Here is a 25895-nt window from a genome sequence, read left to right on the forward strand (position 1 = left end):
ACAAAGAATGGGAAGGAAAGGTTGTATAGAATGACAAATGAACAATCAATTGTAAAAGTCGATCGGTTAACGAAGCGAATCGGATCAAAGACACTTGTACAAAATATTAGTTTTGAAGTGAAAAAAGGCGAGGTTGTCGGTTTACTCGGACCAAACGGTGCTGGAAAAACGACTTTAATGAGAATGATGGTTGGTATGATCCGTATGACAGAAGGTGAGGTATGGATTGATGGTCAATCTGTGAAACAGCAATTCGAAAAAACAGCTGCGAAAATTGGAGCGGTAATTGAGACACCTGAATTTTATCCTTTTTTGAGCGGCTATGAAAATTTAACATATTTCGGACGAATGAATGGTAATGTGACCGAAGAACGTATCGATGAAGTAGTGAAATTGTTAGGGATGGGACAAGTAATTGATCGCAAAGTAAAAGCGTATTCACTCGGCATGAGACAACGTTTAGGAATCGCTCAGGCACTTATTCACGATCCAGACGTGTTGATACTAGATGAACCGACAAATGGATTAGACCCTAGTGGAATACATGAAATGAGAATGTACATAAAAAAAATTGCACATGAACAAGGAAAAGCTGTACTTGTATCAAGTCACTTACTTTCAGAAGTTGAATTAATGTGTGACAGAGTTATCATTATTCAGCACGGGGAATATGTGGCTACGCAAAATATTCAGCATAGCCAAAGCGAAGAGATGGAGACGATCCGTATACGTGTAGATGATGCGAATAAAGCAGCAGAAATATTAGGGCATGATGTTTTAGTAAAAGATAATGAATTACTTATTAATGTAAAAGATGAAGAAATCCCAAATGTTATTCGTACATTGCTTGAGAAAAATATTCAAGTGTATCGTGTATATGAAGAAAGAAAAACGTTAGAAGAGCAATTTTTAGAATTAACAGGGGGAAAAGATATTGTTTAATTTAGTATATAACGAACTGTATAAAATATTTAAGCGGAAGCGAACGATTATTCCATTTGCAGTTATTGCAGTATTAATAATCGGATTAGGATGGGTTACGGTAAAGTATTTTGAACCGGAAACAAAAGGATGGAAAGTAGATTATACAGAACGAACTGTAGAAATTGAGAAAAAGCTTGGCATGAAAAAAGAAGCTATTTTAGCAGAAAAATCAGGGGATGAGCTTGTAAAAGAATACCAGCTTAAGATGAAGCATTTAGATACGGATACAGCACCGGCAAGCAGTTCTCCACTTTCTTTCATGAGAGATACAGGTTTTATCGTATTTCCAATTTTGCTCCCATTTATCCTCGTGTATGCAAGTACAATTTTTGCGAATGAATATAGCTGGGGAACATATAAATTTTTAACGATACGACCAGCGAGTCGCTTTAAAATTTTAACAGCAAAATTTTTAGCAATCGTTATATTTGCAGCTTTATTATTTATATTTAATATGATCTTCTCCGCTTTATGTGGACTTGTTATTTATAAATTCCAACAGCCTGCATGGAGTGAGTTTATTTTCCAAGATGGAAATATAATAAAACAAAACATTTTTGTAGAAGCAAGTAAATATTATGTTTTATCGTGGTTACCAACGGTTGTGTACGCATCGTTTGCATTTATGATTTCTGTGTTAACGAGATCTAGTGGAGGTGCAATTGGTATTTCACTATTCCTTGCTTTATCAGGCAATATTGCGTTATTAGCAGCCACTAGATATAACTGGGCGAAATATTTATTGCCAGCAAACACAGATTTATATAGTATTTCAAAGAACGGAAGTTTTATTGATGGAGTAACATTCCCGTTTGCATCATGTATGTTGCTACTTTATTTGTTCGTATTTTTATGTATTTCATATACTGTGTTTTTAAAACGTGATTTAACTTAATAAGAAAAGCCGTTCAGGGTGCTGAGATGCACTTTGAACGGCTTTTTTTATGAAAATTGTTTAAGTGCTCTTTCGGCTAGTAAAGCAAAGTATTCTGCACTTATAGGCAGTGCCTCTTCATTAATTGTAAAAGCAGGATGATGCCATTCATGTGTACCGCTCGTTCCCATAAAGACGAATGAACCTGGTATTTCCTGTTGGTAAAATGAGAAATCTTCTCCAGCCATTGATAGACTAGGCGAGATGATATTAAGATTCATCTTTGTGGCAACTTGAGTAGATAAGTCTGTAAGAGCTTTATCGTTGTGAACAGCAGGAGGACCTGAATAAAAACGGAATTTCGTTTTTACACCTAATGCATCAGATACACCTTTAATAATACGCTCCATGAGTGCTGGAATCTTTTCACGTGTTTCAGCTTGGAACGTGCGAATCGTTCCTTCTAACGTAGCTTTTTCAGGAATTACGTTCCACGTATTTCCTGCGTGAATATTTGTAACACTAACAACCGCATTATGAGATGAACTTATATTTCGGCTTACAATTGTTTGCAGTGCCATCACAATTTGAGAGGATGCGACAATAGGATCTACGCCAGCATCTGGTACAGCCGCGTGTGTACCAACTCCGTGAATTTCAATTTCAAATCGATCAACTCCAGCCATCAGTGGACCATCTTTAATGCCAATTGTACCTACTGGTAAATCAGGTTTATTATGCATGCCGAAAATCGCTTGCACATTACGTAAATGTCCAGCATCAATAACTTTGCAAGCGCCATTACTACTTTCTTCAGCTGGTTGGAATATGAAGCGAACCGTTCCATTTAGGGAAGATTCTCTTTCTTTTAATAAGAAAGCAGTACCTAAAATGGCAGCTGTATGAAAATCGTGTCCACAAGCATGCATTTTTCCTCGTACTTTAGATGCATAGGACAAATGTGTTTCTTCTTGAATAGGAAGGGCATCAATATCAGCACGAACTGCTACAATTGGCCCGTTTTTATTACCAGACACTTCAGCGATAATTCCTGTTTCTAAATTGGAGTCAATGATAGTAATGTTTTTTTCTTCTAACCAATTTTTTATTGCTTTTGTTGTTTCGAACTCTTCATATGATAGTTCTGGATACTCATGTAAATGTCGACGGATGGAAATAAGTTTTTCTTTTAGTTGATTTGAAATAGATACCATGTAGTATGCCTTCTTTCTTCAGCAAAATATTTATCATAAGTATACAACAATAAAAGAGAGGATTCTCAAATGAAAATCCTCTCTCGTTTATCCCGTATTAATGGGCAGTCCGATTGGTTCAACTAATTAAAGTTTCGCTTTATGCTGCGACTTTTTTATGCGTATGATGTTTACGATAACGTCCACGCATTGCGTATGCAATTTGCGGGATTGCAATCCCGATTAAAATAAGTGATACACCGAACCATTGTGAAGATAGTACAGCCTCTTTTAAAACGAATACGGACATAATTGTTGTAACTGGTAGTTCCGCTGCACCAAGAATAGTTGCTAAGCCAGAACCGATTTTTGGAATACCGATTGTAAAGGCAATAGATGGAATTACGATACTAAATGTTCCTAATCCTAAACCGTATTTCCAAAGACCTTGAGAAATGGCACCATTAAAAATAAATGTTGGTGGGAATACAATCATGACTAAAGTTAAAGCACCAGTCATTAAGAGAACACCGCGCGGTAATGAAGGTACTTCAACAGCAACTTTTCCGCTCACGAAAATGTATGTTGCGAATGTAACAGCAGATAATAAACCTAAAATGATCCCAGTCGTATCGAAAGCACCTGCTGATTGTTCAAGTAAACCACTTGATAAAAATGTCCCTACAAGTAAGAAAATAACAGAAATAACTTTTTCTCTTGAAGGTAATGTTTTTGTTGCGACTGCTTCAATGATAATTCCGACCCAAACAAATTGGAATAAAAGAATAATTGCAATAGAAGCTGGTACAGTTTTTAATGAAGCATAATAAAAAATCCCGGTAAAACTTGCAGATGTTCCTGCAACGAATAAAAGTAGTGCTTGCTTTAAAGGAACGCGATGTCTAGAAAATAGAAGTGTAATAGCAAGCAAAATAATCCAACCGAACAAATATTGGCTGCCAATTACCTCTCCAAGTGAAAATCCTTCTGCATATGCAAGCTTAACAAAAATAGCTAAAATTCCATAACTACACGCTCCTAATAAAACTAAAAGAGAATAACGAAGCATGAAAAATTCCTCCCATCTATATGAAGTTGTTCCGTATCGAAAATATATAACTAGAGGGAAGTATACAAAATTAGAAATAAAGGGTCAAATGAAAGAAAAGTATGACATTTTATAGAATAATAATAAAAGTATGATATTTATGCATAATCTTGAAATTATTAATAGTAGAAGTATTATAAAATCAACTTTGCATTGTATAGAGCCAGCATTTGAAAAAATATTTTTAAACCAATATGTATATAGACGTACTAGTAACGTGCTAATTATTTGAGAAACTATGTTACCTTTGTTATGGTAATGACAATTAAAGGAGTTTCATAATCCATTTGAGTTTTTTCTATATAATAGAAGGAAATGAAAACGTTTTATTAGAAACTGTGAGGAAGTACGGTTTTTCTTATTGCCACGTTGTAAAAGTGATTTCACGAATTGTTCATAGTATTTTTATGTGTTTTTGTTACAATATTTAGGGAGAGGAGTGGAATGATGCAAGATATTAGTATTTTTTTAGCGTTTGGCGCCGGGTTCTTATCATTTATTTCCCCATGTTGCTTACCGCTTTATCCGGCATTTTTATCGTACATAACAGGTATGTCGGTTTCTGAATTGAAAGAAGAAAATGCAATGCTTCGCAAAAGAAGTATGATACATACAGCGTTTTTCTTACTTGGATTTTCAATTATATTTATTGCAATTGGATTTGGTACAAGTTTTATTGGAGGAATCTTTACTGACTATAAAGATTTAATCAGACAGTTAGGTGGTATATTTATCATCGTGTTCGGCTTAATTATTGTCGGGGTGTTTAAGCCGAAATTTTTAATGCAAGACCGTAAATTTACATTTAAAAATCGTCCAAGTGGCTATTTTGGATCAGTACTAATTGGATTAGCCTTTGCAGCAGGGTGGACGCCATGTACCGGACCAATTCTAGTGTCCGTAATTGGATTAGCAGCAACAAACCCAGAATCAGCAATGATTTACATGATTGCTTACATACTTGGATTTGCTATCCCGTTTTTCGTACTGTCATTCTTTATTACGAAAATGTCTTGGATTAAAAGAAATAGTATGGCCTTCATGAAAGTCGGAGGATATATTATGATTGTTATGGGGGTCTTCCTATACTTTAACTGGATGACGAAAATTATCGTATATTTCTCAAGTTTATTTGGTGGTTTTACCGGTTTTTAGTATTATTCTGCGAAAATGTTGGAAATACTAACGGAAAAGCATATAATGAAAGTATATTTTGCATATAGCCACAAAAAAGGATGAGAAAATATGAACATAGTTCTTTTATCAAGTATCGTTGCTGTTTGTATGGCTGTCGGTGCGATGTTTATTCGTTTAAAAGCAGCTAAGAAACCTGCAACATTGAAAAAAATTATACTTCCGCCATTTTTTATGAGCACGGGAGCATTGATGTATGTTTTTCCTGAATTTCGATTAACTCCAGCGGAAATGTTAGAAGCAATTGGCGTCGGTTTGTTTTTCTCTATTTTTCTTATTAAAACATCTAAATTTGAAATTAGAGGACAAGAGATTTATTTGAAGCGTTCCAAAGCCTTTGTTTTTATATTAATTGGATTACTTGTCGTGCGGATTGTATTTAAAACATACTTAAGCCAATCTCTTGATTTAGGACAACTTAGTGGCATGTTCTTTTTACTTGCGTTCGCGATGATTGTGTCATGGAGAATTGCAATGTATCGTTCCTTTACGAAATTACAGAAGGAAATGGAAAAAGAAGATGGTTTTTATAATGAAAAAGATATGAAGCTAACTTAAAAACTGTATATGTACCAAATAAAAAGACAGCGTCAAAGGCGCTGTCTTTTTTATCGAAAATAATATGAAGTTACTTTGCGAGTAAAGATCGATAGTTAGAATAATCAATCTTTTTTTCTTGTAGTTTTTTAATTAAAAATTTATGGTCACGCTTTGGTGTGGCAATGATATATCCTTTAATAATTAAGTCTTGTGTAATTTGAGAGGCATTTTCTTGTAATGCAAGTTCCCCGATTTTTCCAGCGATCTTTGATTTTGCAACATCGCGAAATAGTTCTGGAACAGGGCTTACAAGCTCTTCTAACAATTGTTTTTGTTCGTCAGCCCATAAATGTCTCGTTTTATTTATGTAGTGTTCTTCCCAATCCAAAATGGACATGCCGTCTTCTTTTGGTAAACGTTTTAAAAATTTTCTGAACATAAAGTATCCACCGATAGACATAAGCCCTAATAAAATAACCGTCCATAATACAATGAACCAACTGAACCATCCTTCAAGCAAGCATATCCCCCCTTAATGATAGCGGTTTTCTTTTATTCATATTATATACAGTGAGATTCATAGAAAGCAAGAACGCTTGGTCATTTTGACCAAGCGTTATCATTTAAACAAAGTATAGTTGTTCCACATGTAAATTATTATTATCATCTTCTACATATTCAATGATTAATGTGCCAACTTTACGATCTTTATCTTCAGTTGTGAAAATAGAGTAAGAAGTAAAACGTGTTTTTGATAGGCCGCTTATGTGTGTAGGTAAAGAAATGTAGTCGTTATCGCGGAAGAATTCCATCAGTTCAATATCCTCAAATTCTTTTCGGTCAACTTGTTTGTTTGTATAGCGGCGTTGAAGTTGTTTTAAAGATTCATTCCAAGAAATTGCTTTTGTGTCGTATACCATTGTTCTATCTCCTTACTGTATGTAATTATTAAGAACATACGTTCTAATCTAGTATACTCTTTTTATTAGAAAAGGGAAAGCAAAAAATAATGTAAGCTTGGATTTCCAAGCTTACATTATTGATGCGTCCGTCATAATCTCTATTTTTCATTATAAGTTAGATAAGAATAAGAAACAAGATGATATATATAATGTTGATAGTTTTCAAGATTCTGTATATTATAGTTTTACTAAAGCGCAAGGGAATGAGAGGAATGGCATATGTAATTTCACTCCAAGGACCGATGGCAAGCGGAAAAACGACATTGGCTAAAAGGTTAGAGCGATGTGGGTTTTCAGTTATATATGAAAATCCTTATCCAATTGTAGAAAAGCGAAAGCGATTAAAGTTGGATATGAATTCAAAAGAAGGGTTTATAGCAAATCAAAAAATGTTTATAGAAGCTAAAATAAAAGATTTTCAAAATGCAAAAGGTTCAGTCGTGATTTTTGATCGTGGACCAGAAGACATCGAATTTTATACACTTTTTTACCCAATGGTTATAGGGAAAGAGTGGGATATAGAAAATGAATTGAAAGATGAATTATATAAATTAAGAGAATGCCGTTCGGATGCTATTTTTTATTTGGATGTATCGGAAAGTAATTTATATGATAGAAAAAATAATGATAGAACAAGAAACAGAAGTACATTTGAGGAGCAATTTAAATTAGCAGAAACTGAAAAAGACTGGTATAAACAATTTCCTGTAACTTATGTGGACACGAATAGATTAACAGTTGACGATTTAGAGGTATATTTTATGGACTGGTTAAAGGAGAGAGGGCTATGAAAAAAATACTTTTATTTGTATACCCAACATTTGCGGAGTTTGAAATAACAGTAGCGACGGCATTGCTGAAAAATAAATTTGAAATCATTACAGCGGGCTTAACAAAAGAATTGATTATAAGTGAAACAGGTTTGCAAGTGCAACCACATATAGAAGTAAGTGAAGTACGTGTAGATGAGTATGAGGGGGTACTTATTCCAGGTGGAGAAGAAGTACAGTTGAAAGATGCGAAATCTCTTTTTTCAGTCATTCGTCAATTTCACGAACAAGAAAAATTAGTGGCGGCAATTTGTGCTGGACCGTATGCGCTAGCAAAAGCAGGGTTATTTAAAGGGATTTCTTATACTGCGACTATAGATTATCAAAAATTCGATTGTTTTCCAGTAGAAAATTTCGTGTATGAAGAAGTTGTGCAACACTCAAATATCATTACAGCACAAGGGCATGCATTTGTACCATTTGGAATAGCGATTGCCTCTTATTTTGGAGTGGCAGACGAACATAATACAGATTTTTATTGTGGTAAAGGCAATGTAGTAATGGAGAAACTTTTACGAGAAAACGTGTAAAAGCTAGCAAATGCTAGCTTTTTTACACCGATAAATTACTAACGTTTTTGGATCGCGCCATATACCGTTATGAAGCGATAATTCCTTGTTGATTTCTTCTGTTAGCCATTCTTTCATCTCGACTTGAAGATACATATTATCGGGTATATTTAACGATGGAAACATGCTGGAAATATAGTTTACTATTGGGGTAGCATGATGAAAAACGAGCGCATTATGAATAACTGTTTCTTCAACCATTGGAAAAGCAGATGCTACTATCTCTTTACCATTTTCTAAACAAAATGGAGAGACTGCTGGTGATGTTTTCGGTAGATCAAATGCGTCAAGCATGTTGTTACACATTTCAACTATACGAGGTAATGAAACTTTAGAATTTGTTGTAGCTAAAAGTGTTCCGCCAGGACGAATGACTTTATAAAAGCCTTGAATTGTTTTTTCAACATCTTTCACATGGTATAACATATGTCTTGCGATTATTAGGTCATAATAATTTGTTTCGAAAGGAAGTTTACTAGCATCCCCTCGTTTCCATTCTATTAAGTTACTCGTCTTAGCAGCTTCAGCAAGCATAGCTTCGGATTGATCAAACCCGGTTAATGGGCCTTTATGACCATTTGTTTGTAAAAGAGAAAGAAATTTTCCACTAGCGCACCCAACCTCTAATATGTTTTCATCCCCTTGAAGGTGTAAATGTTCAATGACGATCTTATCTAAATCTACGTGTTTTTCTTCGTAATGGGTATGTGTGTCGATGCGTGTTTGTAAATGGTTGCTAACGTTATATTGTCGTTTTACATCATTCATTTTGTCACATTCCACCTTTGTGCAAAATTGTTGGATTGCATGTGTTAATACATCTGTTTTCTTTAAACCTTCGTAATGGAGTGCTGATTCAAACCTTTCAAGTAATTTCTCTTCAATTCGAAAATGAATATCTTTTCGTTTTGTCACTGAAATTTCGCCCCTTTGCATCTGTTAGTGAGACTATAGCACGTCTGGAAATTTTGTGTAAATCATTTGTGTACACAAAATTAGGGGGATGAAAAAAATGTTTGAATATGATTTTAAACTATTGACGATTTAACCGTTTTCATATATTCTTAAATTAAGTAATATTCAAATAATTCAAAAGAAATGAGAGAGTCACATGCTTCTTCAAGGAACACATCGAATTGGTCGTATGGCCATGCTGTTGGCACTTGCGGATGAGAATGAAAGTCCTGTATTATCCATTCCAAAAGGTTGGAAGTATTGTACGGGGAAAGTGGGTTCGATGAATTCGCAAAAGGTTGTCGCAGCAATGGAAACAGCGGCTAAAAGCAACCAAGTTATTGAAACAGACGTTTACAGAGAAACACATGCACTTTATCATGCAATTATGGAAGCTTTGTACGGAGTGACGAGAGGTCAAATTCAGTTAGCAGACGTTCTTCGTACAGTAGGACTTCGTTTTGCGATTGTGCGCGGTACACCATACGACGGGAAAAAAGAAGGCGAATGGGTTGCTGTTGCATTATATGGAACGATTGGTGCACCTGTAAAAGGATCTGAGCATGAGGCGATTGGTTTAGGAATTAATCACATATGATTTGCCCATAGTCTATTAGTTAGAAGGGGGCCTTACTTTTTTAGGACAGAAGTCTGTCTTAAAAAGATAAGGTCCCCTTTTGCCTTTTTAAGGAGGAAAAATGATGATTACGTTAACAGGACATACATTGACAGTTGAAGAAATGAAGAGGTTATTACTGGAAGGAGAAGGTGTAACAGCTTGTCCAACTAGTATGCAAAAGGTAGCGGAGTGCCGCGAAGTAGTTGAGAAAATTGTAGAGGACGGAAAAGTCGTTTACGGTATTACAACTGGATTTGGAAAGTTTAGTGATGTGCTTATCCAAAAAGATGATGTAAAGGCACTTCAACATAATTTAATTCAGTCACATGCATGTGGGATAGGTGACCCATTCCCGGAAGAAGTATCGCGCGGAATGTTAATTTTACGAGCGAACACGATGCTTAAAGGAGTATCAGGCGTAAGGCCGCTTGTTGTAAATATGCTTCTTGAGTTTGTAAATCGTAAAATTCATCCAGTCGTTCCGCAACAAGGTTCACTTGGTGCAAGTGGAGATTTAGCACCTTTATCTCATCTTGCGCTCGTATTATTAGGCGAAGGTGAAGTGTTCTATAAGGGGAAACGCGTTCATGCAATGGTTGCTCTTACAGAAGAAGGGCTTGAGCCAATTGAACTTGAAGCGAAAGAAGGTCTTGCGTTAATTAATGGTACGCAGGCGATGACAGCACAAGGAGTTCTTTCTTATATAGAAGCAGAAGCAACGGCGTATCAAGCTGAACTAATTGCTTCGATGACAATTGAAGGGTTACAAGGCATTATTGATGCATTTGATGAAAATGTTCATAAAGCACGTGGCTATAAAGAGCAAGTGGATGTAGCAAGCAGAATTCGTGACATTCTTCATGATAGTAAGTTAACAACAAAACAAGGAGAACTACGTGTACAGGATGCCTATTCACTTCGTTGTATCCCGCAAGTACACGGTGCTTCTTGGCAAGTTTTGAATTATGTGAAAGAAAAATTAGAAATTGAAATGAATGCCGCAACAGATAATCCGCTAATCTTTGATGGCGGGGAAAAAGTAATTTCAGGTGGTAATTTCCATGGTCAACCGATTGCATTTGCGATGGACTTCTTAAAAGTAGGAATGGCAGAACTTGCAAACATTTCAGAGCGTCGTATTGAGCGTTTAGTAAATCCGCAGTTAAACGATTTACCGCCATTTTTAAGTCCAGAACCAGGACTTCAGTCTGGTGCAATGATTATGCAATATGCTGCAGCGTCACTAGTTTCTGAAAATAAAACGTTAGCACATCCGGCGAGTGTTGATTCAATCCCGTCATCAGCTAACCAAGAAGATCACGTAAGTATGGGAACAATCGCTTCACGTCATGCACATCAAATTATTCAAAATGTAAGACGTGTTCTTTCAATTGAAATGATTTGTGCGATGCAAGCGGCAGAATATCGCGGGATTGAAAACATGAGTACAGTGACGAAGAGCTTCTACCATCAAGGGCGTCAGCAAGTACCATCTATTACAAATGATCGCATCTTCTCAACGGATATTGAAAATATTGCACATTGGTTAAAAACGAATTATTCGATAAAAGAAAGATTGGATGTAAACGCAGCACTATAAAACGAGAAAAGGGAGAGATTGAAATGGAAAAAGTACAACAAACAATTCGCGCGCCAAGAGGTACAGAGTTACAAACGAAAGGGTGGGTGCAAGAAGCTGCACTTCGTATGTTAATGAACAATTTAGATCCGGAAGTTGCTGAAAAACCAGAAGAATTAGTTGTGTATGGCGGAATTGGCCGTGCAGCTCGTAACTGGGAAAGCTATCAGGCGATTGTAGATTCATTAAAAACGTTAGAAAGCGATGAAACGTTACTTGTTCAATCAGGAAAACCAGTTGCCATTTTTAAATCACATGAAGATGCACCTCGCGTTCTGTTAGCGAACTCAAACTTAGTACCAAAATGGGCAAACTGGGATCACTTCCGAGAACTAGAGAAAAAAGGTCTTATGATGTACGGACAAATGACAGCTGGTAGCTGGATTTACATTGGAACACAAGGGATTCTACAAGGAACATATGAAACATTTGGTGAAGCAGCTCGTCAACATTTCAAAGGTTCATTAAAAGGTACATTAACACTTACTGCTGGTTTAGGTGGTATGGGTGGTGCACAACCTCTTGCTGTAACGATGAACGGCGGTGTTGTCATTGCTATTGATGTTGATAAGCGCAGCATCGATCGTCGTATTGAAAAGAGATATTGTGACATGTATACAGAATCATTAGAAGAAGCATTAACTGTTGCGAACGAGTATAAAGAGAAGAAAGAACCAATTTCAATTGGCTTGCTAGGAAATGCGGCAGAGATTTTACCAGAACTAGTGAAGCGTGATATTACGCCAGATTTAGTTACAGATCAAACATCTGCTCATGATCCATTAAACGGTTATATTCCAGTAGGTTACACATTAGAAGAAGCAGCGAAACTTCGTGAAAAAGATCCAGAACGTTACGTACAATTATCAAAAGAAAGTATGACAAAACATGTGGAAGCGATGCTTGCGATGCAAGAAAAAGGTGCAATTACATTTGATTATGGAAATAACATTCGCCAAGTTGCTTTCGATGAAGGTTTGAAAAATGCTTTCGATTTCCCAGGATTCGTTCCAGCATTTATTCGTCCATTATTCTGTGAAGGAAAAGGGCCATTCCGCTGGGTAGCACTTTCTGGTGATCCAGAAGATATTTATAAAACAGACGAAGTAATTTTACGTGAGTTCGCTGATAATGAACATTTATGTAACTGGATTCGTATGGCACGTCAACAAGTTGAGTTCCAAGGACTTCCATCACGTATTTGTTGGTTAGGTTACGGTGAGCGTGCGAAATTTGGTCGCATCATTAATGAAATGGTTGCAAATGGTGAATTATCAGCACCGATTGTTATTGGTCGTGACCATTTAGATTGCGGATCAGTAGCATCTCCAAACCGTGAAACAGAAGCGATGAAAGACGGTAGTGATGCAGTAGCTGACTGGCCAATTTTAAATGCATTAATTAATAGTGTAAACGGTGCGAGCTGGGTATCTGTTCACCACGGTGGTGGCGTTGGTATGGGTTATTCACTTCACGCTGGAATGGTTATCGTTGCAGATGGAACAGAAGCAGCAGCAAAACGTATTGAGCGCGTATTAACTTCTGACCCTGGTATGGGTGTTGTTCGTCACGTTGATGCAGGGTATGACTTAGCTGTGGAAACTGCGAAAGAAAAAGGCGTTAACATTCCAATGATGAAATAAGGAGGAGAAAACATGCTGGACACTTTACTAATCAATATCGGTCAATTACTAACAATGGATCAAGAAGATGGCTTGTTAAGACGAGAAGCGATGAACACGCTTCCTGTTATCGGAAACGGTGCGGTTGGAATTGAAAATGGTGTAATCACTTTCGTTGGAACAGCGGAAGAAGCGAAAGGATTACAAGCGAAAGAAGTTATTGATTGCGGGGGGAAAATGGTTTCTCCTGGTCTTGTTGACCCGCATACCCATCTTGTATTTGGTGGATCGCGTGAAAACGAAATTGCGCTAAAATTACAAGGAGTTCCGTACTTAGAAATTTTAGAACAAGGCGGAGGTATTCTTTCAACTGTAAATGCAACGAAAAAGGCGTCGAAAGAAGAACTTGTTCAAAAAGCGAAATTCCATTTAGACCGTATGTTATCTTTCGGCGTTACAACTGTAGAAGCGAAGAGTGGTTACGGATTAGATGATGAGACGGAATGGAAACAATTAGAGGCAACTGCACAATTACAAAAAGAGCATCCGATCGATTTAGTTTCCACATTTTTAGGTGCTCATGCAGTTCCGAAAGAATATAAAGGTAGATCGAAAGAATTTTTACAATGGATGTTAGACCTATTACCAGAAATGAAAGAGAAACAATTGGCGGAATTCGTTGATATTTTCTGTGAAACAGGTGTGTTCTCAGTAGAAGAATCAAAAGAATTTTTATTAAAAGCGAAAGAGCTTGGCTTTGATGTGAAAATTCATGCAGATGAAATCGACCCTCTTGGTGGTGCGGAAGCAGCGGCAGAAATCGGTGCAGCATCAGCAGACCATCTAGTTGGTGCTTCTGATAAAGGGATTGAAATGCTTGCAAACTCGAATACAGTAGCAACATTATTACCAGGAACAACTTTCTATTTAAATAAAGAAAGCTTTGCTCGTGGTCGTAAAATGATTGATGAAGGTGTTGCAGTTGCGTTAGCTACAGACTTTAACCCAGGTAGCTGTCCAACTGAAAATATTCAGCTTATTATGAGCATTGCGATGCTAAAATTGAAAATGACACCAGAAGAAGTTTGGAATGCCGTAACGGTTAACTCATCATATGCCATTAACCGTGGTGATGTAGCTGGGAAAATTAGAGTTGGTCGTAAGGCAGATTTAGTTTTATGGGATGCTTACAATTATGCTTACGTACCGTATCATTACGGCGTAAGTCATGTGAATACAGTATGGAAGAATGGTAATATTGCATATACAAGAGGTGAACAATCGTGGAGCACGGCCACTATTTAAAGAAAAACGCAAAGTTTATTGATCGTGAAGTGACAAAATGGAGTGAGATGATTAAAGATTGGGAGGAAGGTGTAGAAATATTCGGTGCTGCCTTAATTGGAGCACCCCTTTCTAAACCATCTATTAGTCATTCAGGAGCGAGTTTTGCTCCAAAGACAATTCGTGCGATGTTAGATGCATATAGTACATATGCAATTACAGAAAAACACGATATGAAAGAAAGTGTCTTATATGATTGCGGCGATATTACGATGCATGTGACGGATATAAAAGAAAGTCATAAACGAATTGCGAAAACAGTTGGTCATGTAACGAAAGTAAACCCGAACATGATACCAATCGTTCTTGGTGGTGACCACTCGATTAGTTTTCCGAGTATAACAGGTTTTGCAAACAGTAAAGGAAAGGTCGGGATTATTCAATTTGATGCTCATCATGATTTACGTAATTTAGATGATGGAGGCCCGTCAAATGGTACACCATTCCGTAGTTTACTAGAAAATGATGTCATTACAGGGAAACAACTTGTTCAAATTGGAATTCGTAATTTTTCTAATGCACGTGCGTACCATGAATATGCAATAGAGCATGGTGTAACAGTGTATACAATGAAAGACGTACGAGAGCGAGAAATAAAAGATATTATCACGGAAAGTATTGAATTATTAAGAAATCAAGGTGTGACTTCTATTTATATTTCTCTTGATATGGATGTGCTAGACCAAGCGTTTGCACCAGGTTGTCCAGCAATTGGGCCTGGTGGAATGGATAGTGCGACTTTACTAGATGCGATTGAATTCCTTGGTAAAGAACCGCTCGTTCAAGGGATGGATATAGTAGAGATTGATCCAACTCTTGATTTCAGAGATATGACGAGTAGAGTAGCAGCGCAAGTGATTATGAGTTTTCTTTTAGCGAGGGAAACGGTTAGTAAGCAGGTTAGCATATAGACGGAAAAGTAGATCTTTATTTATGTCTTATCAAAAACACATCACTACTTAAATGTAGTGATGTGTTTTTGTATTAAAAGAGAATGAATATGTGTGTGGAACCGTTAATGGAATTGCGATTTTTATAGTGTATTGTGTAAATTTAATTTCTTGCTTCTGAAGTGTTGACGTGTAAAATAATTTTATGATAAAATAAAAATTTTGCTAAAAAACTAAAAGTGTGTTAAGTTTGAGAAGGTTACCATATATGGAGGTGGATTATTTGTTTCAAATTGGCGATAACATTGTTTATCCAATGCAGGGAGCAGGTATAATTAAAGCCATAGAAGAGAAGGAAATCTCAGGAGAAAAACAACAGTATTATGTTATAAAAATGTCGGCTAGTAATATGGAACTAATGATTCCAGCAGGGAGAATATTGAATTCGAATATACGTCCAGTTACGGATATAACCGCATTAGCACACATAATGGATATTTTTCAACATGGGGAATCAGATAGATTACTTACATGGAAACAAAGGTATAAATTGAACACTGATAAAATAAAGACGGGTAAAATGCAAGAAGGTGCTGAAGTTGTGCGTGATTTAATGCGTATACAGAAAGAAAAAGCACTTAATGCAAGCGAAAAGAAGATGTTAGATAACGCATATGAATTTTTGATTAGTGAACTGGGATTAATTGAAGGTATCACAGAAAATCAGATAAAAAGCTTTTGTTAAGGTTCATTACAAATAATGTATTATATCCCAAAAAAGATCTTGAATTTTTTGGGAACATAATTATAGAAAATTTATCATTTCAAAGACATTCAACTCTTTCAAACCACTTTTAGAGCATTACCTCTATTGTTATTACTACAATCAAATCCATTTTTATTTTTTAATTTCATTTATGAATGTTCGAAGTTTAATTGAATACTTCGATAAAATAGTTACTTGATTTTTGCAATCCTGATTCACACTGGCACGGACGAGGAGCCGTAAGGATGAAAGAGAGGTAGGGCTTTCATTGTTTTAGGTATATAAGTTATTATTTTTAGAAGAATACTGAACCATTTTCACTTCTATTGATAAGGTGTTTTTTTATTAAAGAGATAAACGAATTGACAGCCATATATGGTCAACAAAAAAGGTTTCCTCCTAAGGAAACCTTTTTAATATTATTTATAGCATTTTATTTTTTGGATATTCGAATTTTTTTATTGTAAAGTCGTAAAAATTGACGTTACTATCTAAAAGTAAGTATGATGCGATTATAGTAAGATTTTTTAGGGGGAAGAAAAATGACAAGTTCAAGTAATAAAGCAGCGAGTATTTATGAAGGAACAAATGTAAATGCTGGGGGATTTTTTGGAAACGTTGAAGAAACAAAGTTGTTTGATCCAATTCAAGTTGGAGCTTGGTCTCTTCGTAATCGTATAGCGATGGCACCGATGACAAGATGCTTTGCAGATAATGAGACTGGAGTAGTTGGTGCGGATGTAGTGGAGTACTACAGAAAACGTGCTGCAGATGGAATTGGACTAATTATTACAGAAGGAATTGTCATTAGTCCGAGAGCAAAAGGAAACCCAGGAGTACCAGGTATTTATACACAAGAACAAATCGATTCTTGGAAACCTGTTACAGAGGCAGTACATAAAGAAGGCGGGACGATTATTGCTCAAATATGGCATGTTGGGCGTATGAGTCATCATGAAATAATTGGTGGTCAAATGCCACAAGCACCGTCGGCTATCGCTGCAGAGGGAAATGTTCCACGCTTTCGTAAACCGTTTGATACGCCAGAAGCAATGACGTTAGAAGAAATACAAGAAGTGATCGATCAATACGCACAAGCTGCGAAAAATGCGATCGAAGCTGGATTTGATGGAGTAGAAATTCACGGTGCACACGGATATTTAATCGATCAATTTACGTATGAGTTTGCGAATAAGCGAACAGATAAATATGGCGGTGATTTAAAACAAAGGTTAACGTTTATGAAAGAAGTAACGGCTGCTGTAATAGAAGCTGTTGGAGCTAATAAAACACTTCTTCGTTTCTCTGCTTTCAAAGGTGATAATCCTACTTATATGTGGGAAAACCCTGAGTTTGCAATTGAAACGTTCATAAATATGTTTAAAGAGGTTGGGTTAACGATGATCCATCCTTCAACGATGAATTATACCCAAGAGATTGCTGACGGAAAGAATTTTCATCAACTAGTAAGAAAATATTGGGATGGTACGATTGTTGGGGTTGGTAATTTAAATCCGAAAGAGGCCGAAGAAGCGTTGCAAGAAGGAACGATTGATGTAGCGGCATTCGGAAGACCGTTAATTGCTAATCCAGACTTTGTTCATCGAATTAAACACGCTGAAAGTTTAGTTGAATATGACGCGAAAGAGCATCTTGCTACGTTAGTATGAATAAAGATAAAAGGAGAACACATCTAGTGTTCTCCTTTTATTATGGAATTTCATAGGGGGAAGCGGGATGAGTGAAACGCTACTCGTTATTATTAGTATATTACTATTTTTAATGTTGCTTTTAATCGTCTTTTTTATCATTACATTTTTTATAAAAAAACGAACACATCATTCTATTTTAAAATTACATCCGTACTTAGGAAGAATGCGCTACTTACTGGAAAAGATAGGGCCTGAATTTCGACAATATTGGTTTGATCATGATACGGATGGAAAGCCTTTCTCACGTTATGATTTTCAAAGTGTTATGTTTTTAGCAAAATATCGCTCTGAAATACTTGGTTTTGGATCAAAACGAGATTTTGAAGCTTCTGGATATTATATTGCTAATACATTATTTCCGATATTAACGGAGGAATTAAGTGTGAATCTCACGCAAGAGCGAGAAGGTAAAAAGTACGTGATTCATAAAGAAGGGTTATTTTCAAGAAGAGAAAAATTGACAGCGGATACAACGAATCTTTGGCTGTACGAAGAAGATGATGCAATTATAGTCGGTGAGAACCGTAAATATCCGTGGAAGCTACATGGCATGTTTGGTGCATCTGCGACTTCTTATGGTGCGATTGGAGAAAATTATATTTTAGCGAGTGGTCTTGGAGCAAAAATGGCAGGCGGATCGTGGATTAATACGGGTGAAGGTGGCGTTATTCCAGAACATTTACATACAGGAGCGAATATCGTTGCGCAAATTGGTCCAGGGTTATTTGGATACCGTGATGAAGACGGTAATTTTTCAATGGGAAAATTCATGGAGAAAGTGAAAGAAAGTAATATTAGAGCATTCGAATTGAAATTTGGGCAAGGTGCTAAAATACGTGGTGGTCATTTAGAGGGGCAAAAAGTAAATGAGAAAATTGCGTTTGTTCGCAACGTCCGAAAGGGAGAGACGATTAATTCACCGAATCGATTTTCATTTTTAAAGAATGCAGCGGATACACTTTATTTTATTCAACAGTTGCAAGAAAGCGGCGGTAAACCAGTTGGAATGAAAATTGTAATTGGTCAGCAGAAGCCTTTGGAAGATTTAATAAAAACAATGAAAGAACTAAACATTTATCCAGATTTTATTACAATAGACGGTTCAGAAGGCGGGTCAGGGGCAACGTATAAATCGATGGCAGATTGTATGGGACTGCCGCTTATTCCAGCATTACTTACATTTATTGATACAGCAAACCATTATGGTGTTCGTAACAAGTTTAAAGTATTTGCATCGGGTAAATTAATCACACCAGATAAAGTAGCGATTGTTTTAGCGATTGGGGCGGATGCTGTAAGTTCAGCCCGCGGATTTATGATGGCAAGCGGCTGTATTATGGCCCTTCAATGTAATTCTGGCCAATGTCCATCTGGTGTAGCCACGACGAATCCGCATTATCAAAAAGCGTTAGATCCGTATGAGAAGAAGTGGCGAGTCATGAATTATATTATTAGTATGAGATATAGTTTATTTTCATTAGCGGCAGCGGCGGGAGTGAAGAGCCCGCGCCATTTAACTAGAGAGCATATTGTGTTTAAAGACGAGGTGGGGAGAGTAGTTCCTCTTTCGGAATTGTTTCCTATAGTAAATCAAACCTAAAAGTATATTTGATATGTAAGATTTTTTTAAGGAATAATCATATTTTTGGAAAAATTAGGAGTATAATAGGGAAGTATTTTTAAAAATGACTATTTTTAGGGAGAGATTCACTTGCAACAAGGTTCTTACAGTATTACAATTTTTTTACTCGTCATAGGGCTCGTTATATTTAGACGCATGCGCTCTATGAATCGACCAATTAATAATAAAGGAAGACGACTACTATTGCCATTATTTTTCTTATTACCAGGTTTTTCTTTATACGCAGCACCGATACAACTTGCTGGTTGGCAAATTTGTATAGCTGCTGGGATCGGACTGCTATTGTCAATTCCACTTATTATTTTAAGTGGGTATGAAGTCAGAGAAGATGGTCAAATTTATGCAAAAAAAAGTATCGCTTTTATTGCTACATTTTTAGTTATCGTTCTTTTACGTGCTTATTTTAGAAGACATTTACAAGGTCTAGATCCAAAGTCAATCGGCATTCTTTTCTACACTCTTGCGGTTTGTTATATAGTACCTTGGCGTATTGGATGTTATATGAAATTTCGTAAAGTATATGTAGAGAAAGAGAAAATTGAGACGTCAATAAGCTAAAAGTCATACATTTGTATGGCTTTTTTCTTTTAAAATTTATCGGGTAAACGAATGAAAATAAGGTGTGAAAAAACACCGTTTAATTTTCTGAATATTATTACTTTAATTCCTTAAAAAATCATTGTAATCCACTGGGATAAAGGCGTTTATAAAGGTTTTCACATGTAATAAAAAGTGCTCGTTCACTTGAAAGAACAAAAAATGTTTGTTAAGGTAGGGAACCATAAGCGAAAACAAGAAAATAGAAAAAGTCATTTTTCGAAATTTTGAATGGCTTATGGACTAAGGGAGAGATTTGGTGAAGATTGAAATTATGGTATCGCTTGCTATTTATATGGCAGGTATGTTGTATATCGGATATTGGTCTTATAAGAAGACATCCGATTTATCAGATTATATGTTAGGCGGGAGGGGACTCGGTCCAGCAGTTACAGCTTTATCAGCTGGTGCTTCTGACATGAGTGGTTGGATGCTAATGGGATTACCTGGTGCGATGTATGCAACAGGATTATCAAGTGTATGGATTGCGATAGGTTTATTAATAGGTGCGTATGCAAACTATTTAATCATTGCCCCGCGTTTACGAACGTATACAGAAGTGGCAAATGATTCAATTACGATTCCAGACTTTTTAGAGAATCGGTTTAAAGATCGTACGAAAATACTTCGTTTTGTCTCCGCTATCGTCATTTTAGTATTTTTCACATTTTATGCGTCGGCTGGTTTAGTTTCAGGTGGACGTTTGTTTGAAAATTCTTTTAACCTTGATTATAAAATTGGTTTATTTGTAACAGTGGGTGTCGTTGTTGCGTATACACTATTCGGTGGCTTTCTAGCCGTAAGTTGGACGGACTTTGTGCAAGGTTGTATTATGTTTATTGCGCTTGTATTAGTGCCAATTGTTGCTTTTACGGATGTCGGTGGTGTAACAGAAACATTTAATACGATTAAGCAAGTCGATGCATCGCATTTGGATATGTTTAAAGGGACTACAGTATTAGGGATTATTTCCTTTTTAGCATGGGGCCTTGGATATTTTGGTCAACCACATATTATTGTCCGCTTTATGGCAATTACCTCTATTAAAGATTTAAAAACTTCTCGTAGAATCGGTATCGGTTGGATGACGATTTCAATTATAGGTGCAATGCTTACTGGTCTAATTGGTATCGCCTATTATGCTAAAAATAATGCGACATTACAAGACCCAGAAATGGTCTTTGTAACATTCTCAAATATTTTATTCCATCCGTATATTACAGGATTTTTATTATCAGCTATTTTGGCTTCGATTATGAGTAGTATTTCCTCACAATTACTTGTTATTTCAAGTGCAGTAACGGAAGATTTCTATAAAACATTTTTCCGTCGTAATGCAAGTGATAAAGAACTTGTATTTATCGGTAGGCTGTCAGTATTAGTTGTAGCGATGATTGCAGTTGTTTTAGCGTATCATCCGAGTGATACAATTTTAACGCTTGTTGGATATGCTTGGGCAGGATTTGGATCAGCATTTGGACCCGCTATTTTATTAAGTTTATATTGGAAGAGAACGAACAAATGGGGCGTTCTTGCTGGTATGATTGTCGGTGCAGTAGTTGTTATAGCATGGGTACAAATTCCAAGTTTAAAAGCAATTATGTATGAAATGGTACCTGGATTCTTCTGTAGTTTATTAACTGTTATCGTTGTAAGTTTATTAACGAAAGAACCCGTTAAGGCAGTTCATCGTGAATTTAATGAGATGGAAGCAGTACTGGAAGAAGAAACGAAATGATTTGAAAAGAGAGTAGACGGTGAATAACGTTTACTCTCTTTTCTTTTTAAATGAAATAAGTAACTTATTGACAAGGAAAAGTAAGTAACTTATAATAAGTATTGAGGTTGAGATAAATGACATTCTAAATCAAGTTTTATTATGATTTTAGAGTGAGTAAATGTTTTTTGGAAACTATCTTGAAATCGAGATAATCCCGATAAGTTAGACGCTAATGTGTAATTTTGTAATTAATATCTCGAATTCGAGATAAAATTATTATAACGGATTTTACTTTGTAGCATGGACAAAATGAATAATGAATTTAAATGTAAAAGAATTTTTATAATGAAATAAAAAAGGAGTGGAAGAAATGGAAAAGAAAACAATGGGAATCCATCACATTACAGCGATTGTAGGGCATCCACAAGAAAATGTAGACTTTTATGCTGGTGTATTAGGGTTACGTTTAGTGAAACAAACAGTGAATTTTGATGATCCAGGTACGTACCATCTTTATTTTGGAAATGAAGGAGGAAAGCCTGGAACAATTATTACGTTTTTCCCATGGGCAGGTGCTCGTCAAGGTATTATTGGGGACGGTCAAGTAGGAATTACGTCTTACGTTGTACCAAAAGGTACAATGGAGTTTTGGGAAAATAGATTAGAAAAATTCGATGTTTCGTATACAAAAATGACTCGTTTTGGAGAGCAGTATTTAGAATTTGATGATCCGCATGGTTTGCATATAGAATTAGTTGAAAGAGAAGCAGGCGAATTAAACAATTGGAGTTTTGGAGAAGTTACACCAGAAGTAGCAATTAAAGGGTTTGGAGGTGCTGTTCTTTTATCTGCACAGCCTCAAAAAACAGCTGAATTGTTAGAACATATTATGGGTCTTGAAAAAATTGGAGAAGAGGGCGAATTTGTTCGATTCCGTTCTTCTGCTGACATTGGAAATATTATTGATTTGAAATTATCAACAATCGGTCGTGGCCAAATGGGCGTTGGCACAGTTCATCATATTGCCTGGAGAGCGAGTGATGATGCTGATCAGCTAGACTGGAAAGAGTATGTGTCGCGTTTTGGATATCACGTAACTCCTGTACAAGATCGAAATTATTTTAACGCGATTTATTTTAGAGAACATGGTGAAATCTTATTTGAAATTGCAACAGATCCTCCTGGTTTCGCTCATGATGAATCGTTAGAGACGATGGGTGAGGAATTAAAGTTACCGGAACAATATGAACAACATAGAAAACAGATTGAACAAACGCTTTTACCATTTGAAGTGAGAAATTTAGATTAAAGTGATTGGAGGGGGAACAGGATTATGATGAAACATGTTTTTCAAAAAGGAAAAGATACGTCAAAACCAGTGTTGTTATTACTTCATGGCACAGGTGGTAATGAATTAGATTTACTACCACTTGCAGAAATAATTGATCCGGAAGCGTCGGTATTAAGCGTTAGGGGAAATGTGTTAGAGAATGGGATGCCGCGTTTCTTCCGCCGATTAGCAGAGGGCATTTTTGATGAAGAGGATTTAATTTTCCGTACGAAGGAATTAAATGAATTTTTAGATGAAGCGGCTAAAGAATATAAATTCGATAGAAATAACATTGTAGCTATCGGTTATTCGAATGGGGCAAATATCGCAGCAAGCTTATTATTCCATTACGAAAATGCATTGAAAGGTGCTGTGCTTCATCACCCAATGGTACCAAGAAGAGGAATTCAATTAGCAAATTTAGCAGGGAAATCTGTGTTTATTGCTGCTGGGACAAATGACCCAATTTGTTCATCAGCAGAGTCAGAGGAATTGAAGGTACTATTAGAAAATGCAAATGCGAATGTAACAATGCATTGGGAAAATCGAGGGCATCAATTAACGATGGGTGAAGTAGAAAAAGCAAAAGAGTGGTATGACAAAGCATTTTAAAAAAGAAGCATCTGCTAACGATTAGCAGATGCTTCTTTTTTATTTAAGACTGGATTGCAAGATGAGATGAAGAAAGTGGTAGCTCAATATCAACAATCGTACCTTTATTTAATTCGCTTGAAATGTGTAATCTACCATGATGTTCTTCAATTATTTTGTAACACATCATTAATCCTAGTCCTGTGCCTTTTTCTTTTAAACTATAAAAAGGTTCGCCTAGACGGGAGATACGATCTTCAGGAATGCCGCAACCTTCATCGATAATTCGTATTAAGATGAAATTATCCTCTAATGGTTTTGTTTGGATGAAAATATTTCCGCCATTTGGCATTGCTTCTATCGCATTTTTTAATATGTTTATAAAAACTTGTTTTAATTGGTTACCGTCACATTGAATATCATATACGTAATCAAAATGATCCATGATGATATGAACGCTATGCATAATTGCAGTCGGTAAAATAAATGTAACTACCTCTTCAATTAAAGTTTGTATGTTACAAGTTTGGATAGATAATACTTGTGGCTTAGACATCGCCATAAATTGACTCGTGATGGATTCCATTTGTGAAATCTCACTTAACATAACATCGATATACCATTTCTGCTCCTCACTTATTTCAGGGAGGAGCAACGTTAGAAAACCTTTTAGAGAAGTGAGTGGATTTCGAATTTCATGGGCAATTCCAGCTGTCAGTTGTCCGACTACTGCGAGCTTCTCTGATTTTCGTAGTAACTTTTCAGTTTCTTTTAGCTCAGTAACATCTCTCCCCATCACGATAAGACCTTTGCGAGAACCATCAGGATGATAAAGCGGAACTTTTGATATACTTAAGATTAGATCGAAATCATCTCTATGTATAATAAATTCCTCGCCATGAAGAATTTGTCTTTGTTGCCATGCTAGTTCATCGATTTCTTCACAATGTAAAAAAGCTTCTCGGTATGCTTCATTATATTGAATGAGTTCGCTATCTTTTTTCCCGTGGTAAGGTACATGATGGAAATTGAAGCAAGAAAGTGCGTAATCATTTGCCTCAAGCCAGCGCCCTTCATGATCTTTAAAAATAACAAACGCAGGCATGGAGTTTACTAATGTACGTAATCTCTTCTCACTTTCTTTTAGCATATTCTCAATTCTTTCTGATTTTTCAAGCGGCTTCATAATAGCATATACGCCAGTAAGACGATTTTGAACAAAAATAGGAACTAGTTTTGTCACAACATCTAATAAGAATCCATTTTTATGATAAATAGATAAGATATACTCTTGTTGATTATCCGCTTCAGTATTCTTTATATTTTGTAATACTTGCTCAGAAATATGGGCTTCTAAAATAGAGGTAATATTTTTCTGTTCTAATTCTAAAGAAGTGTAACCTAATATTCTTTCGGCAGAAGGATTTATATGTAGAATAACTCCTTCTAAATTTAATGAAATAATACTATCAGGATTGTGTTCGAACAGAGATGCGTACATTTCTGTTAATGAACGATCTTGTATATGGTTTCGCAAACGTCTAGAAATGTTCGGATGACGTTTGTTTTGAGTTGGTGAATATTTTTTACGACTCATAATAGTTCCTCCGTACAAATAGCATCTAAAAAGATTTGTCTATTCATAACTATAATATAGATGTAATGTGTATTTCTATAAAAAATGGAAGTTATAGAATAAATTTTGTTTTTTTTATTTTTTGCAAGGTGAATGCAGGATGGTAATAAGGGGAGCTTATATTGTTTTATAAACCTTTTGTAAGTTACAGACGGTTGTTTTCCGTATAACATTAGGGTAGAGGAGGGGGAGAGAAAATGAAAAATTATATTCAAGGGATTGATCACGTGCAAGTAGCTGCACCTGTAGGGTGTGAAGAAGAGGCGCGTGATTTTTATGGGAATACGATTGGTATGGAAGAAATTCCAAAGCCAGAAGAGTTGAAAAAACGAGGTGGATGTTGGTTTAAATGCGGAAATCAAGAAATCCATATTGGTGTCGAGCGGAACTTTACACCAGCTAAAAAGGCTCATCCAGCTTTTTATGTGAATGAAATTAATGAATTTAAGCAAACACTTATAGAGCAAGGTGTTAAAGTGATTGATGATTATGCACGGCCAGATGTAATTCGATTTTACGTGTCAGATCCATTTGGAAACCGAATTGAATTTATGCAAAATAAAGACTAGGTGGATTCCC

Annotated in this window: 26 protein-coding genes; 20 read left to right on the forward strand and 6 right to left on the reverse strand. The window is 36.1% G+C overall.

Features of this window, described 5'->3' with window-relative positions; translation table 11 throughout:
• Positions 1–30 precede the first annotated feature (30 nt).
• Together IQ781_RS25125 and IQ781_RS25130 are read left to right on the forward strand one after the other, a co-directional pair.
• Positions 31–942, forward strand: a complete 912-nt coding sequence (locus IQ781_RS25125; RefSeq protein ID WP_000180622.1) for an ABC transporter ATP-binding protein — start codon at positions 31–33, stop codon at positions 940–942.
• Positions 935–1879: an ABC transporter permease gene (locus IQ781_RS25130; protein WP_000482759.1), complete on the forward strand. Its 945-nt coding sequence runs from the start codon at positions 935–937 to the stop codon at positions 1877–1879. The genes IQ781_RS25125 and IQ781_RS25130 overlap by 8 nt, the downstream gene beginning before the upstream one ends.
• 47 nt (positions 1880–1926) lie before the next feature.
• On the opposite strand, the gene IQ781_RS25135 is transcribed toward IQ781_RS25130, so the two are convergent.
• Both IQ781_RS25135 and IQ781_RS25140 read right to left on the reverse strand, forming a co-directional pair.
• Positions 1927–3072, reverse strand: a complete 1146-nt coding sequence (locus tag IQ781_RS25135) for a M20 peptidase aminoacylase family protein (protein ID WP_000253675.1) — start codon at positions 3070–3072, stop codon at positions 1927–1929.
• Positions 3073–3211: 139 nt separating this feature from the next.
• Positions 3212–4120 (reverse strand): EamA family transporter, encoded by a 909-nt coding sequence (locus tag IQ781_RS25140; protein ID WP_000947043.1) that lies wholly within the window; start codon positions 4118–4120, stop codon positions 3212–3214.
• Positions 4121–4440: 320 nt separating this feature from the next.
• Here IQ781_RS25140 and IQ781_RS28340 point away from each other — a divergent pair, with 320 nt between their 5' ends.
• The 3 genes from IQ781_RS28340 (at position 4441) to IQ781_RS25150 (ending at position 5911) form a co-directional block, all read left to right on the forward strand.
• Positions 4441–4590 carry a peptidase T gene (locus IQ781_RS28340; protein ID WP_071732505.1) on the forward strand — a complete coding sequence of 50 codons (150 nt, stop codon included), beginning with the start codon at positions 4441–4443 and terminating at the stop codon, positions 4588–4590.
• A 16-nt stretch (positions 4591–4606) separates the two neighbouring features.
• On the forward strand, positions 4607–5314 hold the full coding sequence (ccdA, locus tag IQ781_RS25145; RefSeq protein WP_001152676.1) for a cytochrome c-type biogenesis protein CcdA: 708 nt from the start codon (positions 4607–4609) through the stop codon (positions 5312–5314).
• A 90-nt stretch (positions 5315–5404) separates the two neighbouring features.
• The gene (locus IQ781_RS25150; protein WP_001028439.1) at positions 5405–5911 is read left to right on the forward strand and encodes a CcdC family protein; all 507 of its coding nucleotides are present in this window, start codon (positions 5405–5407) and stop codon (positions 5909–5911) included.
• A 70-nt stretch (positions 5912–5981) separates the two neighbouring features.
• Here the strand turns inward: IQ781_RS25150 and IQ781_RS25155 are convergent, their stop codons facing one another.
• Both IQ781_RS25155 and IQ781_RS25160 read right to left on the reverse strand, forming a co-directional pair.
• A complete protein-coding gene (locus tag IQ781_RS25155) occupies positions 5982–6413 on the reverse strand; it encodes a DUF2621 domain-containing protein (RefSeq protein WP_000889373.1) in 432 nt (143 codons plus the stop codon).
• Positions 6414–6516: 103 nt separating this feature from the next.
• Positions 6517–6813, reverse strand: coding sequence for a hypothetical protein (locus IQ781_RS25160; RefSeq protein WP_000262401.1), 297 nt, complete (start codon positions 6811–6813; stop codon positions 6517–6519).
• Between the two features lie 254 nt (positions 6814–7067).
• Between IQ781_RS25160 and IQ781_RS25165 the strand changes: the two genes are divergently transcribed.
• Both IQ781_RS25165 and IQ781_RS25170 read left to right on the forward strand, forming a co-directional pair.
• Positions 7068–7646: an ATP/GTP-binding protein gene (locus IQ781_RS25165; RefSeq protein ID WP_000332129.1), complete on the forward strand. Its 579-nt coding sequence runs from the start codon at positions 7068–7070 to the stop codon at positions 7644–7646.
• Complete coding sequence (locus IQ781_RS25170) at positions 7643–8215, forward strand: DJ-1/PfpI family protein (RefSeq protein ID WP_000722200.1); 573 nt, start codon at positions 7643–7645, stop codon at positions 8213–8215. The genes IQ781_RS25165 and IQ781_RS25170 overlap by 4 nt, the downstream gene beginning before the upstream one ends.
• 3 nt (positions 8216–8218) lie before the next feature.
• Here IQ781_RS25170 and IQ781_RS25175 read toward each other — a convergent pair whose 3' ends face one another.
• Positions 8219–9169 (reverse strand): class I SAM-dependent methyltransferase, encoded by a 951-nt coding sequence (locus IQ781_RS25175; RefSeq protein ID WP_139846893.1) that lies wholly within the window; start codon positions 9167–9169, stop codon positions 8219–8221.
• Between the two features lie 196 nt (positions 9170–9365).
• On the opposite strand from IQ781_RS25175, the gene hutP reads away from it, so the two are divergent.
• The 12 genes from hutP to IQ781_RS25235 all read left to right on the forward strand — a co-directional run bounded on the left by hutP (position 9366) and on the right by IQ781_RS25235 (position 23701).
• Positions 9366–9806: a histidine utilization transcription antiterminator HutP gene (hutP, locus tag IQ781_RS25180; RefSeq protein WP_000926516.1), complete on the forward strand. Its 441-nt coding sequence runs from the start codon at positions 9366–9368 to the stop codon at positions 9804–9806.
• Positions 9807–9909: 103 nt separating this feature from the next.
• Positions 9910–11427: a histidine ammonia-lyase gene (gene hutH, locus IQ781_RS25185; RefSeq protein WP_000631874.1), complete on the forward strand. Its 1518-nt coding sequence runs from the start codon at positions 9910–9912 to the stop codon at positions 11425–11427.
• A gap of 23 nt (positions 11428–11450) precedes the next feature.
• Positions 11451–13109, forward strand: coding sequence for a urocanate hydratase (gene hutU, locus IQ781_RS25190; RefSeq protein WP_139846892.1), 1659 nt, complete (start codon positions 11451–11453; stop codon positions 13107–13109).
• A gap of 12 nt (positions 13110–13121) precedes the next feature.
• A complete protein-coding gene (gene hutI, locus IQ781_RS25195) occupies positions 13122–14393 on the forward strand; it encodes an imidazolonepropionase (RefSeq protein ID WP_139846891.1) in 1272 nt (423 codons plus the stop codon).
• A complete protein-coding gene (hutG, locus tag IQ781_RS25200) occupies positions 14372–15343 on the forward strand; it encodes a formimidoylglutamase (RefSeq protein WP_016125114.1) in 972 nt (323 codons plus the stop codon). Before hutI ends, hutG begins: the two co-directional genes overlap by 22 nt.
• Positions 15344–15605: 262 nt before the next feature.
• Positions 15606–16067, forward strand: a complete 462-nt coding sequence (locus IQ781_RS25205; protein ID WP_170317877.1) for a CarD family transcriptional regulator — start codon at positions 15606–15608, stop codon at positions 16065–16067.
• Between the two features lie 563 nt (positions 16068–16630).
• Positions 16631–17758, forward strand: coding sequence for an alkene reductase (locus IQ781_RS25210; protein ID WP_139846890.1), 1128 nt, complete (start codon positions 16631–16633; stop codon positions 17756–17758).
• Positions 17759–17825: 67 nt separating this feature from the next.
• Entirely contained in the window at positions 17826–19400 is a 1575-nt protein-coding gene (locus IQ781_RS25215) for an FMN-binding glutamate synthase family protein (protein ID WP_139846889.1), read from the forward strand.
• Positions 19401–19511: 111 nt separating this feature from the next.
• Positions 19512–20000: a CcdC family protein gene (locus IQ781_RS25220; protein ID WP_001183921.1), complete on the forward strand. Its 489-nt coding sequence runs from the start codon at positions 19512–19514 to the stop codon at positions 19998–20000.
• A gap of 298 nt (positions 20001–20298) precedes the next feature.
• Positions 20299–21777 (forward strand): sodium/proline symporter PutP, encoded by a 1479-nt coding sequence (putP, locus tag IQ781_RS25225; RefSeq protein ID WP_063220559.1) that lies wholly within the window; start codon positions 20299–20301, stop codon positions 21775–21777.
• 352 nt (positions 21778–22129) lie between these two features.
• Positions 22130–23068 (forward strand): ring-cleaving dioxygenase, encoded by a 939-nt coding sequence (locus IQ781_RS25230; RefSeq protein WP_000412739.1) that lies wholly within the window; start codon positions 22130–22132, stop codon positions 23066–23068.
• A 24-nt stretch (positions 23069–23092) separates the two neighbouring features.
• Positions 23093–23701, forward strand: a complete 609-nt coding sequence (locus IQ781_RS25235) for an alpha/beta hydrolase (RefSeq protein WP_000975454.1) — start codon at positions 23093–23095, stop codon at positions 23699–23701.
• A gap of 43 nt (positions 23702–23744) precedes the next feature.
• On the opposite strand, the gene IQ781_RS25240 is transcribed toward IQ781_RS25235, so the two are convergent.
• Positions 23745–25277, reverse strand: coding sequence for a BA3702 family sensor histidine kinase (locus IQ781_RS25240; protein ID WP_000087662.1), 1533 nt, complete (start codon positions 25275–25277; stop codon positions 23745–23747).
• A gap of 236 nt (positions 25278–25513) precedes the next feature.
• Between IQ781_RS25240 and IQ781_RS25245 the strand changes: the two genes are divergently transcribed.
• Entirely contained in the window at positions 25514–25885 is a 372-nt protein-coding gene (locus tag IQ781_RS25245) for a VOC family protein (RefSeq protein ID WP_000800772.1), read from the forward strand.
• Positions 25886–25895: the final 10 nt, after the last annotated feature.

The sequence above is a fragment of the Bacillus sp. N447-1 genome (genome assembly GCF_022701035.1).
Taxonomy (GTDB): Bacteria; Bacillota; Bacilli; order Bacillales; family Bacillaceae_G; genus Bacillus_A; species Bacillus_A cereus.

What these genes read in the sequence shown, in the direction of transcription:
- IQ781_RS25125 (WP_000180622.1), top strand. Translation starts at nt 31, where the DNA reads ATGACAAATGAACAATCAATTGTAAAAGTCGATCGGTTAACGAAGCGA.
- IQ781_RS25135 (WP_000253675.1), bottom strand. Translation starts at nt 3,072, where the DNA reads ATGGTATCTATTTCAAATCAACTAAAAGAAAAACTTATTTCCATCCGT.
- IQ781_RS25140 (WP_000947043.1), bottom strand. Translation starts at nt 4,120, where the DNA reads ATGCTTCGTTATTCTCTTTTAGTTTTATTAGGAGCGTGTAGTTATGGA.
- ccdA (WP_001152676.1), top strand. Translation starts at nt 4,607, where the DNA reads ATGCAAGATATTAGTATTTTTTTAGCGTTTGGCGCCGGGTTCTTATCA.
- IQ781_RS25150 (WP_001028439.1), top strand. Translation starts at nt 5,405, where the DNA reads ATGAACATAGTTCTTTTATCAAGTATCGTTGCTGTTTGTATGGCTGTC.
- IQ781_RS25160 (WP_000262401.1), bottom strand. Translation starts at nt 6,813, where the DNA reads ATGGTATACGACACAAAAGCAATTTCTTGGAATGAATCTTTAAAACAA.
- IQ781_RS25165 (WP_000332129.1), top strand. Translation starts at nt 7,068, where the DNA reads ATGGCATATGTAATTTCACTCCAAGGACCGATGGCAAGCGGAAAAACG.
- IQ781_RS25170 (WP_000722200.1), top strand. Translation starts at nt 7,643, where the DNA reads ATGAAAAAAATACTTTTATTTGTATACCCAACATTTGCGGAGTTTGAA.
- hutP (WP_000926516.1), top strand. Translation starts at nt 9,366, where the DNA reads ATGCTTCTTCAAGGAACACATCGAATTGGTCGTATGGCCATGCTGTTG.
- hutH (WP_000631874.1), top strand. Translation starts at nt 9,910, where the DNA reads ATGATTACGTTAACAGGACATACATTGACAGTTGAAGAAATGAAGAGG.
- hutU (WP_139846892.1), top strand. Translation starts at nt 11,451, where the DNA reads ATGGAAAAAGTACAACAAACAATTCGCGCGCCAAGAGGTACAGAGTTA.
- hutI (WP_139846891.1), top strand. Translation starts at nt 13,122, where the DNA reads ATGCTGGACACTTTACTAATCAATATCGGTCAATTACTAACAATGGAT.
- IQ781_RS25210 (WP_139846890.1), top strand. Translation starts at nt 16,631, where the DNA reads ATGACAAGTTCAAGTAATAAAGCAGCGAGTATTTATGAAGGAACAAAT.
- IQ781_RS25215 (WP_139846889.1), top strand. Translation starts at nt 17,826, where the DNA reads ATGAGTGAAACGCTACTCGTTATTATTAGTATATTACTATTTTTAATG.
- IQ781_RS25230 (WP_000412739.1), top strand. Translation starts at nt 22,130, where the DNA reads ATGGAAAAGAAAACAATGGGAATCCATCACATTACAGCGATTGTAGGG.
- IQ781_RS25235 (WP_000975454.1), top strand. Translation starts at nt 23,093, where the DNA reads ATGATGAAACATGTTTTTCAAAAAGGAAAAGATACGTCAAAACCAGTG.
- IQ781_RS25240 (WP_000087662.1), bottom strand. Translation starts at nt 25,277, where the DNA reads ATGAGTCGTAAAAAATATTCACCAACTCAAAACAAACGTCATCCGAAC.
- IQ781_RS25245 (WP_000800772.1), top strand. Translation starts at nt 25,514, where the DNA reads ATGAAAAATTATATTCAAGGGATTGATCACGTGCAAGTAGCTGCACCT.